This is a genomic window from Nostoc sp. FACHB-110 (genome assembly GCF_014697425.1).
GTDB lineage: Bacteria > Cyanobacteriota > Cyanobacteriia > Cyanobacteriales > Nostocaceae > Nostoc_B.
Map to the genome: position 1 here is coordinate 72215 of NZ_JACJRU010000030.1, position 17422 is coordinate 89636.

Here is a 17422-nt window from a genome sequence, read left to right on the forward strand (position 1 = left end):
GGAGTGGGGAATGACAAGAATTAAGCTGTTGGTCTGTTCTCTGTTTATGGCAAACCTCACTGTTGCCTGTTGCCTATTTCCTGTTCCCTCTCCCGTTGGGAGTTAATTTTGACCAATAACTTGCTCAACCTTCCTGAAAAACACTTGTTCTGAAAAATTGTTCACTGCATGATTACGAATATTTTCATAATTCCAAGTGATTTGTCCGGACTCTAATAGTGCAGCTTGCAAAGAGTCTGGTGTTTGCCTGCTAAATAGAACCCCGGTTTTGCCATGTATTTGAGTGTCTAACACGCCGCCTGCTCCGTAGGCAATAACTGGCGTGCCACTGGCATTGGCTTCTATAGGCACTAAGCCATAGTCTTCTAAGGCGGCAACAATAATTGATTTAGCTTTGGCAAATAAGTCTTTGCGTTGGCGATCGCTAACGTGTCCTAAGAATTCAATATTACTTAGTGCTTTAGCTTTGAGGCGCGCTTGTTCTGGGCCATCACCAGAGATCAATAACCGCCATCCCAACCAATTAAAAGCTTCAACAATCACATCTAGCCGTTTATAGCTAATCATCCGTGCCGAGGCTAAATAATAATCTTCTTTGACATCGGAATAAACAAATTGACTCGTATCAATTGGATAGTTAATTACTATGGCTTGTTTGCTATAAATCTGTTGAATTCTTTTAGCAACAATGCTGGAATTTGCAATGTAAAGGTCAGGCTCTTGGGCATATTTTAGGTCTACATTCCGCATTAATTGGAAAATATGCTCAATTAATGGCGCAAAATATCTATAATCGCCATACTCGCGTAAATATGTTTCTGTATCCCACAAAAAGCGAGTGACGTTATGACAGAAACAAACATGATAAGCATCAGGACGTTTGCGTACAGCTTTGGCAAAACTCGTACTACTGCTAATAATTAAATCGTAATCTTGCAAATCTAAAGCACGAAAAGCTGGGAAGTAAAAGGGAGCCATCATTCTAAAATATTTGGCTGCACCCGGAATTTTTTGTAAAAAAGTTGTGTTGACTATCCGCTCACCCATATCAATAGTTTTTTGCGGGTCATATAAAGAAGTAAAAACATCGGCTTGGGGATAGCGCTTGCATAGTAATTCAAATACGCGCTCTGCCCCGCCACGTTGTGTTAAATAATCATGGACTAGAGCAATTTTCATAATTCTTATCCGAGGTGCTGCTGAATTTTGTGAGAAATAACTTTAATCAAGTAGTGCTAAGACTTTAGTGTTTAGCACTATAAATGTTTGAATTGAAATTATTAGTTAGCTGTAATACTTTTCTAGTTTTTTTAGCTGATTTATTAGATTTATATTTTGCAAATAATTATTGATCAATAAAATCAAATTTATAAAAATTGAGATGCTTATATCCCCGAATTCTTTAAGAATTCGGGGATATAATGGTTTAAAAATGTTTGAGAATTGCTTGATTCAGCCTAAATTTTAGCCAACTGTGGCGAGAACTTTTTCACAAGCAAAATAAGCGTTTTGTTCAGCCCGTAGTTGGTCGCAAAGTCTTCCTTCAGGTAACTCTACATCATCGTAAGTTAAGACGCGATCGCGGGGAATATCGCGTTTGAGACGACAGCCTTCTGCTAAACCCATTGGTAAGAGGTTTTGCGCCTGTACAACGTCGGAGTTTTCACATTGGCCGTAGGTCATATAGTAGCCTATACCATCTAAGGTTTCCCCAGCTTGCAAATCAATTTTGGCTGTGGTCACTACATCTACCAAGGGGCCGCCAATGGGAGCCATAACAGCATCGTGGAATAATACTGCACGCGCCACAGATAAGGGAACTTCAAAATGGCAAAGGTGATAAGGAGTATAGAAGCTATACAAAGGCCCTTCGCCTAATTTGTAGAGGTTGAGATAATGGCGTTGTTTGGGGTCATCGTGGGTGGCGAAGACAAATACACCAGGCCCTGGTTTAGCTCCGACTACATAATCAACGATACCGCCTAACTCTTTGAGTTGGTCAACATCATACATATTGGTCATTTCATCCACATGACCAGTAAAGTCATAACCGAGCATTCCGCGCTTGGCAACTTTCATCCCGGTGGCGTTAGCAACGATCGCCTGTTCAAAGGAAATTTTGCTACCATCAGCAAAGCTTGTCACCATGTGGGCTTTTTGTCCCCAACGTTTGGCAAATCCTTCTTGGGTGGTGGGGTTGCGATAGGGGTCTTGCAAACCTTTGATGTTACCGCACAACAATGGAGTTAGACCAATGCTCTTGACGAAGCGGTAAAGATTCATTTCTACGCCTGGTTGGTCGCCATCACACGCGCTGAGAATGACTCCGGCTTTGTCAGCGTAAACTTTCAGGATAGGGCCAACAGTACCATCGAGTTCAGCATTCATCATAATGATATGCTTGCGATGGGCGATCGCTTCCATGACGATATGCGCGCCAAACTCAACTGCGCCAGTCACTTCAATAATTGCTTCAATGCTTTCGGCTTGGCAGATGATTTTAGCATCATCTGTGACGGCGTATTTACCTTGGGCGATCGCATCTTCTAAATCGCTGACACTACTAACAACTTGAATATCTTCAATACCTGCTTCTGTGTAAGCTCGTTTAGCTCCATCAATACTGCGGTTGAAGATAGCAACTAACTCCATTCCTGGCACAGAATTAATAATTTGGTTAGCAATTCCTCGTCCCATAAAGCCAGCACCAATCATGCCTACTTTGATAGGATTACCCGCCGCCGCACGAGCTTTTAAAGCATTATCAATAATAATCATGAAATTCCTCTGATTCCCCTTGGTAATTTTTTAATATCGATAAATTATTGGCAGTTAAGCTAAGTCATCAGCATCTAAAAAATTGACAAATGACAACTTTTTTACCAACCTACTTATACACTTGCTGAAACTACTTCTGATTCTCCGACACGCATCATGCTCAACAGTGGCCAATTCAAATCTTTTTCAGATATTTCTGTAACTTCTACAGGCCATTGAATGTTGAAAAATGGGTCATCATAACGCAGACCACGCTCATATCCTGGTGTATAAAATTCACCAACTTGATAGATAACTTCAGCATCATCTGTTAGTGCTTGATAGCCGTGGGCAAACATTTCGGGAACGTATAAAGCCCGACGGTTTTCAGCAGTTAGTTCCACACCAATATGCTGTAAAAATGTGGGTGAATCCGGACGCATATCAATAATTACGTCATAAATTGCACCTTTGGTACAGCGAACTAATTTTGTTTCGGCTGCGGGTTGGAGTTGATAGTGCATTCCCCGCAGAGTGCCTTTTTTATAGTTATAAGATAAGTTGCATTGTGCTACTACTGGTTTTAAACCGTGAGCTTCAAACTCTTGAGCGCAGAAATAACGAGCAAAAAAACCACGATGATCGGTTCTTTGTTCTAAGTCCAAAATATAAGCATCTTTCAGTTCTGTAGCGGTGAAAATCATGAATTACCTCGATATTAATGTTGATTGAGAAAAAGATTCACAAATTAGTTAAACAAGAGCTTTATCTGGTTCAGATACAATCAGTTCTGCTCTAGGATAAGTATCATCCCAAAATTGTTTACAAAGGTCTGGTCTTTCGGGTGGGTTAGCTGTGTAACAAAAGAATAGTGTTGAGCGTGCTTTAGCGCGTACAGTTCCATGATGTAAAGTATTTTTGGTATCTACAAAAATGACTGTACCTGCTGGCCCTGGACAAGATTTCCAAAGTGATTTGGGTATGGCTTTTTTGACAATTTCATCATCAATACCCATGTAACTGGATTGGAAAAGTTTGTAATAAAGCCAATAATATTGCCAACTGAATAATGAGATTAAAGAACGCGGAATGTATTCAAAAGGCCCTGTTCTTTCGTCTACATCATGCAAGCAAACAAAGATTTTAATTAGGCGACGGTCTTCGGCATCACTATGCCATAACAAAGTGCCGAATTGATGATCGCTAGGAAAATCTTGACGTAAATGTACACCCTGAAAAGTGATCGGCACACCAATATAATTTTCGATTATATTTAACAGTCTTTTTTGGGTTGCCCATTTATAAAATTCTGGTAAACCCGTAACTGTGACAATGTGCGGCCACTTTTCATCTAGATGTTCGTTGTTAGGATTTGGCATCCGAGACAATTGCTTATCAGCTGCTTTGAATAACTCAAAGCTAAAATCTAAGCCCAAATCTGCTAATGTTGTCACATAAACGCCATCTCGGTTGAGAGTATCAACAATGATGCGATCGCGTTTTTGTAATGCAGGTAAATTTTTAATATGTCGCCAACGTTTGATGTTAAAAATCAAATCGGCGTACAGGGCAGATATTTTGTATTTAATTGTGTGGAACATGACTTGTGATTGCGCTGTTTGTCAGCAAAAAGTTGGGAATTAATTAAGCAATTTCTTGCAGGATTTCTGGTTTGGGGAAAGTATCATCCCAGTATTGCGTACAAAGTTCTGGTCGCTTGGGTGGGTTAGTCGTATAAACAAAAAATAGTGCTGACCTTGCTTCTGTACGGATAGTACCGTGATGTAAAGCAGTTCTGGGATCTGCAATTACAACTGTACCGGCTTTCCCGGGACAAGATTTCCAAGCTGATTTGGGAATGATTTTTTCTACTTCTTCATCGTTAATTCCTAAGTAACCAGACTGACGTAACTTCTGGTCAATTCGATAGGAATTTAAGCGAGGATATGATGTTAAAGATAAAGGAATATACTCAAATGGGCCGTGCTTAATTTCCACATCATGCAGATAAATAATTACCTTGACCATTTTGCGGTCTTCGGAATCTTTATGCCACAATAATGTGCCAAATTGATGTTCGTTAGGAAAGTCTTTGCGTAAATGTACACCTTGAAAAGCAACAGGTAAACCTAGGTAATTTTCTACTATCTTTAATAGTCTGTTATTACTTCCCCAATTAAAAAATTCTGGTAATTCTGTGACTGTATAAATTTGTGGTAGTCTTTCATTCAGATGAGAGTTATTAACAGCTGCTACTCTATTTAATTGATGATAAGCAGCTTGAAGCATTTCTGAGGTAGCTGGTATGCCTAAATCGGCGAGTGTGGTTACATAAGCACCATCCCGTTTAAGTGTATCAACAATCAAGCGATCGCCTAATTCTAATGCTGGCAGTTTGGATTTATGCTGCCAGATTTTCATTCTATAGCTCAACTCTGAGTTGAGTGTTGCCATTTTGCCTTTAAGTGTGTTTAGCATTGCCAGAATACCTCGTTAATTCACTGTGATGATGAGGAAAACGGGAGAAATTAATTGAGCAAATTAATAACCAATTTCTTGGAGTGCTTCTGGTTTGGGATAAGTATCATCCCAGTATTGAGTACAAAGTCCTGGTCGTTTAGGAGGGTTAGCAGTATAGACAAAAAATAGGGTTGAACGCTCTTGTGTGCGTACAGTGCCGTGATGTAGAAGTCTTTGGGTATCAGCAATAATGACAGTACCAGCTGGCCCTTGACATGATTTCCACGCTGATTTAGGCACAATTTCATTCAATTCTTCATCATCAATGCCTGTGTTATAAATTTTGTAATACAGGCGGTAAAAATTAGGGTTATATATAGAAGTAAAAGATGCTGGTACATATTCAAAAGGCCCATTTTCTTTTGTCACATCATTTAAGTAAATGATGATTTTGATAATGCGGCGATCTTCTGAATCTCGATGCCATAGCATTGTGCTGAATTGACTGGTATTTAAAAAGTCCTTGCGAACTTGTACACCATGATAGGCAACAGGAAGACCAATATAGTTTTCGAGAATATTCAACAGTCTTGCTTCGCTTCCCCAGTTATAAAAGTTAGGTAAATGGGTAACTGTATAAATTTCTGGGTAATTTTCTGAGGAGGCTGTGTAATTACCATTGCCTATTTTTGGTATCAAAGTATGAGCAGCATCCAGCAGTTGGGGAGTGGAATTAAACCCTAAATCAGCAAGTGTGGTAATGTAAATACCTTCTCTTTTTAGAGTTTCAACAATTTGGCGATCGCTTGACTCTAATTTTGGTAGTTTAGATGTATGCTGCCAGAGTTTAATTCTATAATCAAACTCGGAAGTTATTGCCGATATTTTGTCTTGGAGTGTATTCAGCATAGTCCAATTATTTTGTTTTAATAATTGATTTAAGTTGCGATCGCCTGTTATTTACCCCTCTTACTTCTTGAGGGTTAGGTTCATTAGCTTCGGCAAGTTTAAAGTCTTTTAAAGCCATCACATCAAAAACCGAAAGACTCACCAAAGCTACAAAAGGAATCGCAACTTTAATGGCAGATACAGGCCACCTTCTTAAAGCACCTAAGAAAACTTTTAAATTAACTTCTTTGCTATTTTGTAACACCATTCCTCGGCAAAATTCCTTAGAATAGCCACATTCACCAAGTTTTAAAATAACTTCAGGAATGTGTTTGTATTGCATTAAAAGTGCAGATTTTGGCTCTTTTTGCCAATAACTCACACCAACAATACATTCTAAATAGGTTTCTTTGGTGACGATTATTTTGCCATTTGCGGCACAATAACCTGCTATATATGCTAAAGATATCCAGTTACTCGCAGCGTCCGGCCAAAATTGCAAGGCGCGTTTTACTAAGTCGGTGCGATAAATACTAGCGGAGAGAAAAATAACTGCACCAACGCTTTTAGCAAAGCAGTGTTCAAATATGGCTTTACTATCTCCATAGCCATCTTCGGCATCAGCATCAAACCAGCGATTTCCTATAATAGTTGGAGGATGAACTGGTTCATTAGTAATTTTATTCCGTCCAGAAAAGTTGAGGAATAATAATCCTAAATCTTCATATTTTTTGAGCTTGCTAATTACGTAAGAAATCGCTCTATCTTGAATTGGATCATCATCGCCAATTGTCCAGACGTATTTGGTTGTAGCGGCACTTAGGCAGTACATAATATTTTTCATTACGCCTAAGTTTTCAAGATTTCTATGTGATTTAAAAGTGATATGGCTCAATTTTGCTTGCCATTTTTGTACCACATCTTGAGTGCGATCGCTAGAACAGTTATCTGAAACTAAAATTTCGCATTCAGATTCAAAACCTTCAATCGCTTTTGCTAACCAAGATAACTGTCTATCCAGTAATTCCGCCCGATTGTAAGTAGGTATAGCAATAGTTAGCAGTTTATTCATAAAGATGAAAATAATTGAACACGCAAACTAAAATTTAAATTTGGTATTACAAACTCGCTTTTAATGCTTTGGGTGAAGAGAGGGATTTTTGCAGTGACTTTAACACTAAACCCCAATAAGAAATAATGACATTGATTGCTAAAAGCGGCCATCTTCTTAAAGCACCTAAGAAAATTATCCAGTCGCTTTTAGTGATGAAATTTTGCAAAATCATTTGCCAACAAAAAGATTTAGCATAGCCAATTTCTAAAAGTTTGACGTAAACTTCTGGAATATAACTAAACCGCATCATGATTGACCATTTGGGGTCTTGCTCTAAATAGCTGGCGTGCATTGTACATTCTAAATAATTATCTTTAGTGACAATTACACTACCGTTCAGCGCACAAAAACCAGTCCAATATGCTTGAGCAGCTAGATTTTTACAAGACGATGGCCACTGTTGCAGAGCGCGTTTTGCTAATGCTGTTTTATACACCGTAGCTGTCATAAATAGTACGCCACCAAAGCTTTCTTTCAGGTAACGTTGTAATGTGGCTTTACCATTAATTTGCGGTGTATCACTATCACTATTAAACCAACGGTCTACAGTGATTTTATTAGTTAGTTTGTCGCGTCCGTAGCAATTGAGAAAGATTAGTGATGTTTCCGGATTTTGTTTGATGGTTGTTAACAAAAAAGATAGAGCATTATCCTGGATTGGGTCATCATCGCCGACTGTCCAAACATATTGACCACTAGCAGCTTGAATAGACAAAGCGATATTCGGCATTAAACCTATATTCGCTTGATTTCTATGAGATTTAAATGTAGTTTTGCTAAAGATAGGCTGCCATTTTTTAATGATTTCTTGAGTGTTATCTGTCGAACAATTATCAGAAATAATAATTTCGCATTCCGACTCAAATCCTTGAATAGACCTTTCTAACCAGGCAAGTTGTTGCTCTAAAAGTGCAGCACGATTAAAAGTCGGGATGGCGATTGTCAGTAGTTTATTCATTTTTTTATAGGTGTTAGATTTATTGCTATTGTCCAGATACCCGACTTCTTTAAGAAATCGGGTATCTAACTTTTCTAGTAAGAATTCACGTTGACAAAATCCAGAAGTTATCTAGCAGACTCTTGATTTATTCTGAATTCTGATTCAATTGATTTACTTCTTACTTAATCCAGAAGAAATCTTTATCTATTTGTTCGGTACGAATCAGATATTCTAGCTGTTTTAAGCGGGTGAATCCTCTAAATAAGAAAGTGCCTTCAGTCATATCGATTTGACTGAATAATTTGTATAATTGCTGCGCTCCTAGTTGAGCATTCCAATCACATTTGAATCCGGGAAGAACGCTATTAATTTTGTCAAAAGATACGCGATAGCTGCGGTTGTCTGCGCCATTTTGACCAAAACTTAATTTACAATCTGGGAAAGTATCAGCAATGATTTCCGCGATTTCTTTAACTCGGTAATTATTAGCTGTATCACCAACATTAAAGATTTGTTGATGTACGATGTCACGGGGTGCTTCTAAGGCACAAACAATGGCTTTACAAATATCTAAGGCGTGAACTAATGGCCGCCAAGGTGTACCGTCGCTGGTCATTTTGATTTCTTTAGTTGTCCAAGCCAAACCTGCGAGGTTGTTCAATACAATATCAAACCGCATTCTGGGTGAAGCACCAAAGGCTGTGGCGTTCCGCATAAATGTGGGTGAGAAATCATCATCCGCCAGAGGCATTACATCTCGTTCTACGAGGGTTTTGCATTCTGCGTAAGCAGTTTGAGGATTGACTGGAGATTCTTCTGTGACATCGCCTTCGGTAGCTACACCATAAACACTACACGAAGACATATAGACGAAGCGGCGCACGCCCATTGTTTTTGCTAAGTTAGCGAGGCGAACTGAACCTAAATGATTGATGTCGTAGGTGATATTAGGTGATAGTTGTCCGGTAGGATCGTTGGAAAGTTCCGCCATGTGAACTACTGCATCAACACCTTCTAAATCTTCTGGGGTAATGTGGCGGATATCTTTGTTGAGGGTTTTGGCTGTAACTTCTGTACCGTTGTATAACCAACCAACTTTATAAAAGCCTGTATCAACACCAATAACTTCATGTCCACGTTCAATTAATAGAGGAGGTAATAAAGAACCTAAATAGCCTTCTGTTCCAGTTACTAATATTTTCATTTGTGTTAAATTTTCTGTGTTGAGTGATGATGTTGGTAGATACAACCACTTCAACTAATTAAAGAAGGCAGAGGGCAGCTATGCTGGAGGCAGGAGGAAAGAATAAGTTTCAAAGTGCCTCAGGTAAAACTAGATTCAAGACACCAAACCAAAGATTTTATTGATTCAATTAGTGACTAGACTGAATTTCCTACTAATTGATCCTTCTGCCTCCTGCCTCTTTTAAAGCTTTGAGTTACTTACTAATGCTAATTTGAGGAATTTACGACTTAAACGCCGCCACATAGTATCGCGCCATCCTTTCCAAGCTGTCATGTCAAGGTATTGAAAGAATAAATCTTTTTTGGGATGTTGACATTCGCTTCTCAATCCGGCGTACCAAGGTTTGGGAGTATTAGTAAAGTGAATAATGCAAGGATGATGCAATAGTTCCTGATAAACATTTTCAGGGAAAAGATTATTTTTCCGAAATGATTCATCATAAACTCTTGGCATCTGATTCCATTTTGGATGAAGTTCCCCCCATTTTGTAGCCAAAATGGCATTTAATCCATCTTGGTCATTAGGCCGATATTGTTGGTTATCTCTGATATAGTCAAGAATTTTTTGACCGATATTTTCAGTCCGCCACTTTGCAATATTAATCACTAACAATCCGGAATTAAAGTATTTAGCATCTGGCGCAATACCTAATTCTTGATAGTTTTGCAAAGATTCACACATTGATATATTCAGTAGCACATCATCTTGTACTGCTAATACATAGTTGTCGCCAATATCGATATTCCATAACTCTGCTAAATTGCCTGTTACTACCATGTCACTATCAAGATAAATAGCTTTAGTGAACTCTGGTGGTAAAACTTGAGGCAAGAGTAACCGATAATAAGCAGTGATAGTCAAATGCCGTCCTAATGTTAAATCCGCAAATAGGGCATCATCGAGCTTAACCCAAGAAATATTAACTTGTTTGGACTCTAGTGATTTAGTAATTTTGCGTTTGTTAGTTTTGCTGATACCACCATCTAAGATAAACAAAGCTAACTGGCGATCGCTGTTAAAATTGGCTAATACTGAACGTACTGTGACTGCGAGAGGCATTGCATAGTTGTTATCAGCAGCACATACGAGAACAACGGGCTGCTGATCAGATGCCAAGGACTTAAATTTCGGCATAATCGTTGATGGGGTAATTCCAACAATTGACCGATATGCCATCAGCTGTTTACGCAGATGAGAAATTAAGGGGTGTATGGGTGTAGGGGTGTCATCAAAACCCTTACACCCAACCTCAACAATTAACTCATCTAACAAGTAGTGACGGCTGCTGGCATATCTGAGTGTTGGGCGATTTGTGCAACTATCGCTTTGCCAATTTCTAAAGAAGATGTGGCAGCTGGTGAGGGGGCATTGCAGACATGGATGGAGTTTTGACCAGTAAGAATCAAAAAGTCATCTACTAGTTTGCCGTCATCCATTAAAGCTTGGGCACGAACTCCCGCATGAGTAGGAACTAAATCTTCGGCTTGGACTTCGGGGATCAGTTTTTGCAGACTTCTCACAAAGGCGGCTTTGCTAAAGGAACGAATGATTTCTTGGATACCTTCATCAGCATGTTTAGCGGCAAGTTTCCAAAAACCAGGATAAGTCATAACTTCAGCAAAATCTTTCAAGTCGAAGTCGGTTTTGTTGTAACCTTCGCGCTTGAGGCTGAGAACTGCATTCGGCCCGGCGTGGACTGTACCATCAATCATTTTGGTAAAGTGAACGCCTAAGAATGGGAAATCAGGGTTAGGCACTGGATAAATCAGGGTTTTTACCAAATAGCGTTTTTCGGGGGTGAGTTCGTAATATTCGCCCCTAAAAGGTACAATTTTGGCTTTGGGTTCTACTCCACCTAACTTAGCAACGCGATCGCTATGCAATCCGGCACAATTGATGATAAATTTAGTTTCAAAGTTGCCTTGATTTGTTTCTAGTACCTGATTTTTGCCACTTGTAGATATTTTCAACACTTTGGTATTGAGACGTAAATCTCCACCTTGTTGTTGAATTAGTTGGGCATATTTTAAACAAACTTGTTTGTAATTAACAATACCAGTTGAAAATACCTTAATGCCACCTACACAGCTGACATGAGGTTCAATTTCTTTAACTTCTTCTGGGCTGATACGCTTAACTTCGATGCCATTTTCTACGCCGCGCTTGTAGAGATTTTCTAAGCGTGGTAATTCTTGGGCATCTGTCGCCACAATTACCTTACCGCAGACTTCATGGTCAATCCCATACTCTTGACAGAATTCTACCATTGAGCGACTACCATCACGGCAAAATTGGGCTTTAAAGCTCCCTGGTTTGTAATAAATACCAGAGTGAATTACACCACTATTATTGCCAGTTTGGTGAAATGCCCAGTTACTTTCTTTTTCTAATACTAAAATGCGCGCTTGTGGGTAGCGTTTACCCAAGGCCATCGCTGTGGATAATCCTACTATTCCACCGCCGATAATAGCAAAATCGTACATTGGTATTGTTGCACTTAAATGATGTTAATACGTCAATTATCAAATAAAGGATGAAGAATAAAGACTGAAATTCAATACTTCATACTTCATACTTCATACTTCATACTTTTCTTACCATACTTGCCAGGGAGCTTTACCACTCTGCCATAGCTCTTCTAGATAATTTTTATCGCGTAAGGTATCCATCGGTTGCCAGAAGCCATTGTGTCTAAAAGCCGATAGCTGTTCCATATCAGCTAGCTTTTCTAATGGTTCTTTTTCCCAAACGGTGGAATCATCCGCAATTAAATTAATCACTTCTGGTTCGAGAATAAAATAACCACCATTGACCCACGCACCTTCACCGTCGCGTTTTTCCCGAAAGCTGGTGATTTTAGTTTGCTCTTGTTCTAAAGAAATCGCCCCAAAACGACCTGCTGGTTGTACGGCTGTGAGTGTGGCTAAGGTTTTTTGTTCTTGGTGAAATTTAATTAACTCGGTGATATTTATATTGCTTACACCGTCACCATAGGTAAAGCAAAATGTATCATTGCCTACATGTTCGCACACTCTTTTTAAGCGTCCACCTGTCATGGTGCTGTCACCTGTATTAACTAAGGTGACGCGCCAAGGTTCGGCGTAACCAGAATGCACATTCATCTGATTAAACCGCATATCAAAAGTTACATCAGACATATGTAAGAAGTAGTTAGCAAAATACTCCTTAATCACGTAACCTTTGTAACCACAACAAATGATGAAATCATTAATACCGTGGGCAGAATAAGTTTTCATGATATGCCAAAGAATTGGCTTACCACCAATTTCAACCATCGGCTTGGGTCTGATACTGGTTTCTTCACTGAGGCGTGTACCAAGCCCTCCAGCCAAAATCACCGCTTTCATACAATTACCTCGGAGATTTGTAGAGAAATTATTATTTTGAATTTATCGATATGAAGAGGATGCACTTGGTTTGAGAAAAACTCATTTTTGTCTGTTTTTCTCCGTACATAATCTAACTAGAATTATCAGCAATTTTATGAAGGGAAAGTAAATAAAAAACTTTTATGTGTAAAATACTTATGAATATATTTGTCCGGAAATTTTTCATAAAAATAGCAAGGTAGAGACGCGAAATTTCGCGTCTCTACATAGGGTGAAATGGCGAAGAATCATTCAATGAGAGGTAATCGCCGGATGATTTGATTCATGATTTAGATTTTGGATATTCAATGAGAAAAATATTCAATCCAAAATCTAAAATCAAAAATCTAAAATTTGCTTGACTATTGAGCCAAAACTAATTTGCGCCTGTATATCCCGACATACTAGAGCTTTGTAACAAAGTGCTACATTTGCTTTCAATGATGACACACATACTACTTAGTGCTTGCTGGTAGTTTTCTGTGTCTTCTTGTTCTAGGGCTATTTTGGCGGCTAGTTGCAAGTCGTCAACGGCTTTTTGGTTGTTTTCTTCAGCTTGCTTACCACCATATTGTGCCATTTCATAGCGCACCATCCCGCGTTTGAGATAGACTTTCGCCATTTTTTCGTTAAGTAATAATGCTTGGTCAAAGTCAGCGATCGCTAGTCGGTATTGTTGATTGTAGTCAGGAGCATATTGAGCTAATTGGTAATAAACCGAACCGCGTTGGAAGTAAGCTTCCGCTTTGGAGGCGTTGAGCTTGATAGCTTCGCTAAAATCGGCTATGGAGCGTTTGAAATCTCTAATCGATTCGCCACTATATTTAGCAATTTGCGCTAGTACAATCCCGCGTCGGATATAGGCTTCGGCTTCTTTGACGTTAATTTTGATGGCGTTATTAAAATCTGCCAGTGCCAAACTATATTCCTGATCAGGATCGTTGCTATACTCAGCCAACATATACCGAGCGTTACCACGATTTACAAAGGCTTTGACTTCGTGCGGATTGATTTGCAAAGCTTTGGTATAGTCTGCCAATGCGCCTTCGTAGTCTTTCAAGTTGTAGCGAGCATTGCCTCGTCTAATAAAGGCTTTGGCAAATTGTGGTTCTTCTTGAATGGCTTTACTAAAGCTTTCTACGGCTTGTTTATAGTCGCGCACTCTGTAAGCATCATTGCCTTGCTGATAATGATCAGCAAAACTCTGACCTTGATTATTCGCAGTTTGGCTGAGTATTGTCTGTTGTGTATAGGCATTTTGGCTGACGAATGGACGGGTAAATTTTACCATCACATCCAAATAACCCAACATTCCTAAACCCAGACAAGCTAAAACTATCGGATAAAATTTGGCGATTTTTGCCGAACGCTTATAAGGATAATAATTCGGCACATTGGCTTGTTGCCAATAACTTGATTGAGTAAATGCTAATAATGGCTGTGGTACGCGAGAAGGCTGATTGTAGCGGCGTTTTGGTACGTTGCGCGGGCGTAGATGTTCTTTATTTTCGATCGCTCGTTGTGATGGAAATGGATCTCGTCCACCCAAGCGCAGGGTACGTTCACACCAAGGACAGCTATGCAAGTGATTGCTGTAGCGATGTTGGGGATTGGTAGTACAAGTAATTAAAGCGTCTTCAACTTCTGCTAGGGTTGAGAGCCAAGTTTGGGCGCTAGGACGTAAGTAGGCATTGCTGTGTCCGGCTTCAAAACACTGCACAAATAATTCTTGTAAGCTAGGATGCAGCATTTCCCAAGCTGGTGCAATGGGAGTCGGGACGTAAGGAACTTTTCGCTGTTGAGAGTAGGTAAAATGTCCAGCCGCAATCCGGGCTTCGTATGGCGGTGGTTCGGCAGTACCTTGAAAAATTCCCGAAAATGGGTGTGCCCCTTCCATTAACAGTTGGAAGATTAAGACTGCCAAGCCGAATAAGTCGTGATTAATTTCCCTATCGTGTTGGGCGAAAACTTTATTTTGCAGTTCTGGTGGGGTAAACTCTGGCTTACCTACCGGACAGCGATAGACAATGTTGTTTTTGATATCTGGTACTTGAAAAGAGTCAGTATCGACTAAGCTCACCAGTGCCGTGTCACTCACAAGGATGTTGGATTCGTTGACATCACCCACGCAATAGCCACTAGTGTGTAAAGCGGCAAAAGCAGCTGCTAAGTTACGCGCTGTGCGGACTAGATATTGGTAGTTAAATAAAGGGCAGTGTTGGCGGCGGGTTCTGGGATTATAAAAGTCAATAATCGGACGCATCCCACGAATGCGCGGCATGATAAAGCCAACAACGCTATTGCTACCATCTACAGTCTTGATTAACTCTTGTGGCCAAGCAATTGAAATATGTCCCAAGTTAGCTGTGGGGTTTTCTGGAGGATTCGCCAGCATTGCATACAGTTTTTTCGCATGTGTGGCGGTGGGTTGATGGTAAACCTTGGCCACGACATTACTATCGGATGGAACTGCATAAATACAAGCTTCACCGCCACGCCCTAAGCTGACACTCAGGTTGATTATTTCTGGCTGGGGAAGACAACGTAGTACCTTCATGGTTAACTCACAGTTGGGGGGGTGTTTAAAAAACCGAACTTGCAGAATCCTTGGTCATGAGCGGTTGAAGGCAGCAATAATTAGGGTTAAATCATCGTCGGTACGTTGTGTAATCCGCTCAGATCCTAAGAACCTCACCAGTTGCTCTTTTGCTAATGTCTTATCCTCAACGTTCTCTACAAAGTCAAATAGGGGAAAAAAGAAGGGTTTGTGAGGTTCGCCAACAACCATATTCAAAGCCAGCATTTGGAGTCCATCGGTTAGGACACCAATGTTAACTATTTCTTCACGCCATAGTCTCATTTGTGCTGTGTCTATAGCATCCAAGGAAGTCAAAAAAGTCGTTTCGTTGATATATTCTCCGTTATTAGGCAGGGTTAGCGCAATTAAATTTCCTTGGCGATTCTTGGCAACTGCCATACCATCACCGATTTGGGCTGCTGCTACCATCTGTGGGGTAGCGATCGCTATTATTAGGGTAGTGGCTAAATCATGGGGCTGTTGACTACAGGCGGCTGCTTCGGTTTCTACCGCTTTTTTGGCAGCAATCAAAGCATCAGTTAATAACGATTGCACTACCCCATCATCTGCTAAAGCAGAGTGAGTCACTTGTTTGATTGACAAATTATCTACAGCTGCTTCTGTGGCTACCATTGCCCCTATTTTGCCTTGACTGGCAGAACCCGCACCATCGGCAGCTGCGGCGATTAAAATATTATCTGGCAGTAGTTGCCAGTTATGCGCATCCTGACACAGCTGCTTGGTTCTGATGTGGCTTGTACCACATACAGATGCGGCGACTACCCGCCAATGAGAAATTTTGTTTGATGTGTTCATGGATTCTTTGTCTAGCTAGCTGTGTACGTATAAAACCGCGACGCGATTAAACCGAACCCCAGCCAATTGGCGGTAGTGCTACCTGTTCATCTACTTTAGAGTGGGAAACAGCAGCCATACTCGCAGATAGCCAAACAAACATTTCTACAAAGTTTAATCCTCTGAGTTTCAACGGAGTTCTGACTGCTAGCTGATTTAAACGTGTCATATTCGCATTTTCTACACCTACAGAGAAAAAGGCTACACGCTTGTTTGCTTCATCACCTTGGAGCCTTTGAGCAGCTTGCTCTACTATATGATCTTGTTCGCCTTGGGGTTCGCCATCAGTAATCATAAATATCCAAGGACGATAATAGGCAATGCCATTGGTACGATATAAAGATTTGCGTTCTTGCACCATATCTAAGGCTTTATGAATTCCTGCGCCCATAGTTGTCAGGCCTTGAGCTGTTAAAATGGGGGGCGTAAATTGATCCGCAGTCACAAAATCTTGTACAACATTAATTTGACTATCAAATGTAATGATTGCTACTTCAACTCGCCGCGATGCTAAAGAATTTTTGACTAATTCATCTTTTAAGCTAAGTAAACCTTGATTTAATGCTTCTATTGGTTCTCCTTGCATTGAGCCAGATGTATCTAGCAATAATACGCAAGGACAGCGAGGTTCTGGGTTTTCAGCAAATTCTACTACTTCATCTAGTCTTAATGTATCTTGCATAACTTTTTTTGTTATGTAATTGTTCAACGCTTTATTTTCCTTTTTTCAAAGTATATTGTTGTGTTTCCGGAGCTTATAAGGCAATAAGTAAATCTTTGTTGATAGTAACTTAATCTTTATTCACTCTTAAATAGATAGTTTTCACTAGTTGATTGACATATTTAATGAAATTTTCATCAAGTTTCGGTTTAATAAAGGTAAATTTACGCGGAGTTCATATTATTAGCATGAATTCTCAGCAGCCGATAAATATAGATAGATGTAAAGCAAAGATACAATATATTCAATATGCAAATTTTCCGACCTAATAGTTTAAAGATTTCATGTAGAAATGGCGATTCTGTTTAATTTCTTAGCTACTTGTTGAGTCAGGTAATAGACAGTCAATTGGAGGTGAAATCCTAACTATAGGAATCATATTTGATTTCTGAAAAAGACTACGAGATAATACGGAGAAATAAAACTATCAAACAAGGAACAATGAGAAACCAGTATCAGCAAACTGCGATCGCA

General features: G+C 39.8%; 15 protein-coding genes. All 15 read right to left on the minus strand.

Translation table 11 applies throughout. The features are described from left to right. Positions 1-102: 102 nt before the first annotated feature. The 15 genes from H6G69_RS23235 to H6G69_RS23305 all read right to left on the minus strand — a co-directional run bounded on the left by H6G69_RS23235 (position 103) and on the right by H6G69_RS23305 (position 16909). Positions 103-1179: a glycosyltransferase gene (locus H6G69_RS23235; RefSeq protein WP_190691494.1), complete on the minus strand. Its 1077-nt coding sequence runs from the start codon at positions 1177-1179 to the stop codon at positions 103-105. Between the two features lie 285 nt (positions 1180-1464). Next, entirely contained in the window at positions 1465-2778 is a 1314-nt protein-coding gene (locus tag H6G69_RS23240) for an NAD(P)H-dependent oxidoreductase (RefSeq protein WP_190691495.1), read from the minus strand. Between the two features lie 113 nt (positions 2779-2891). Beyond that, the gene (gene rfbC / locus H6G69_RS23245) at positions 2892-3461 is read right to left on the minus strand and encodes a dTDP-4-dehydrorhamnose 3,5-epimerase (RefSeq protein WP_190691496.1); all 570 of its coding nucleotides are present in this window, start codon (positions 3459-3461) and stop codon (positions 2892-2894) included. 48 nt (positions 3462-3509) lie between these two features. After that, positions 3510-4358 (minus strand): phytanoyl-CoA dioxygenase, encoded by an 849-nt coding sequence (locus tag H6G69_RS23250; protein ID WP_190691497.1) that lies wholly within the window; start codon positions 4356-4358, stop codon positions 3510-3512. Positions 4359-4401: 43 nt separating this feature from the next. Continuing rightward, entirely contained in the window at positions 4402-5235 is an 834-nt protein-coding gene (locus tag H6G69_RS23255) for a phytanoyl-CoA dioxygenase family protein (RefSeq protein WP_190691498.1), read from the minus strand. A 63-nt stretch (positions 5236-5298) separates the two neighbouring features. Next, on the minus strand, positions 5299-6126 hold the full coding sequence (locus tag H6G69_RS23260) for a phytanoyl-CoA dioxygenase family protein (protein WP_190691499.1): 828 nt from the start codon (positions 6124-6126) through the stop codon (positions 5299-5301). Positions 6127-6133: 7 nt separating this feature from the next. Continuing rightward, positions 6134-7177: a glycosyltransferase family 2 protein gene (locus H6G69_RS23265; protein ID WP_190691500.1), complete on the minus strand. Its 1044-nt coding sequence runs from the start codon at positions 7175-7177 to the stop codon at positions 6134-6136. A gap of 46 nt (positions 7178-7223) precedes the next feature. Then, a complete protein-coding gene (locus tag H6G69_RS23270; RefSeq protein ID WP_190691501.1) occupies positions 7224-8177 on the minus strand; it encodes a glycosyltransferase family A protein in 954 nt (317 codons plus the stop codon). A gap of 160 nt (positions 8178-8337) precedes the next feature. After that, the gene (locus H6G69_RS23275) at positions 8338-9363 is read right to left on the minus strand and encodes an NAD(P)-dependent oxidoreductase (RefSeq protein ID WP_190691502.1); all 1026 of its coding nucleotides are present in this window, start codon (positions 9361-9363) and stop codon (positions 8338-8340) included. 222 nt (positions 9364-9585) lie between these two features. Beyond that, the gene (locus H6G69_RS23280; protein ID WP_190691510.1) at positions 9586-10539 is read right to left on the minus strand and encodes a glycosyltransferase family 8 protein; all 954 of its coding nucleotides are present in this window, start codon (positions 10537-10539) and stop codon (positions 9586-9588) included. A gap of 131 nt (positions 10540-10670) precedes the next feature. Beyond that, the gene (lhgO, locus tag H6G69_RS23285) at positions 10671-11888 is read right to left on the minus strand and encodes an L-2-hydroxyglutarate oxidase (protein WP_190691503.1); all 1218 of its coding nucleotides are present in this window, start codon (positions 11886-11888) and stop codon (positions 10671-10673) included. A 111-nt stretch (positions 11889-11999) separates the two neighbouring features. Next, the gene (rfbF, locus tag H6G69_RS23290; RefSeq protein WP_190691504.1) at positions 12000-12773 is read right to left on the minus strand and encodes a glucose-1-phosphate cytidylyltransferase; all 774 of its coding nucleotides are present in this window, start codon (positions 12771-12773) and stop codon (positions 12000-12002) included. 397 nt (positions 12774-13170) lie between these two features. After that, on the minus strand, positions 13171-15351 hold the full coding sequence (locus H6G69_RS23295; RefSeq protein WP_190691505.1) for a tetratricopeptide repeat protein: 2181 nt from the start codon (positions 15349-15351) through the stop codon (positions 13171-13173). Between the two features lie 54 nt (positions 15352-15405). Further along, positions 15406-16188 (minus strand): PP2C family serine/threonine-protein phosphatase, encoded by a 783-nt coding sequence (locus H6G69_RS23300; protein WP_190691506.1) that lies wholly within the window; start codon positions 16186-16188, stop codon positions 15406-15408. Between the two features lie 46 nt (positions 16189-16234). After that, complete coding sequence (locus tag H6G69_RS23305) at positions 16235-16909, minus strand: VWA domain-containing protein (RefSeq protein ID WP_190691507.1); 675 nt, start codon at positions 16907-16909, stop codon at positions 16235-16237. Between the last annotated feature and the right edge of the window lie 513 nt (positions 16910-17422).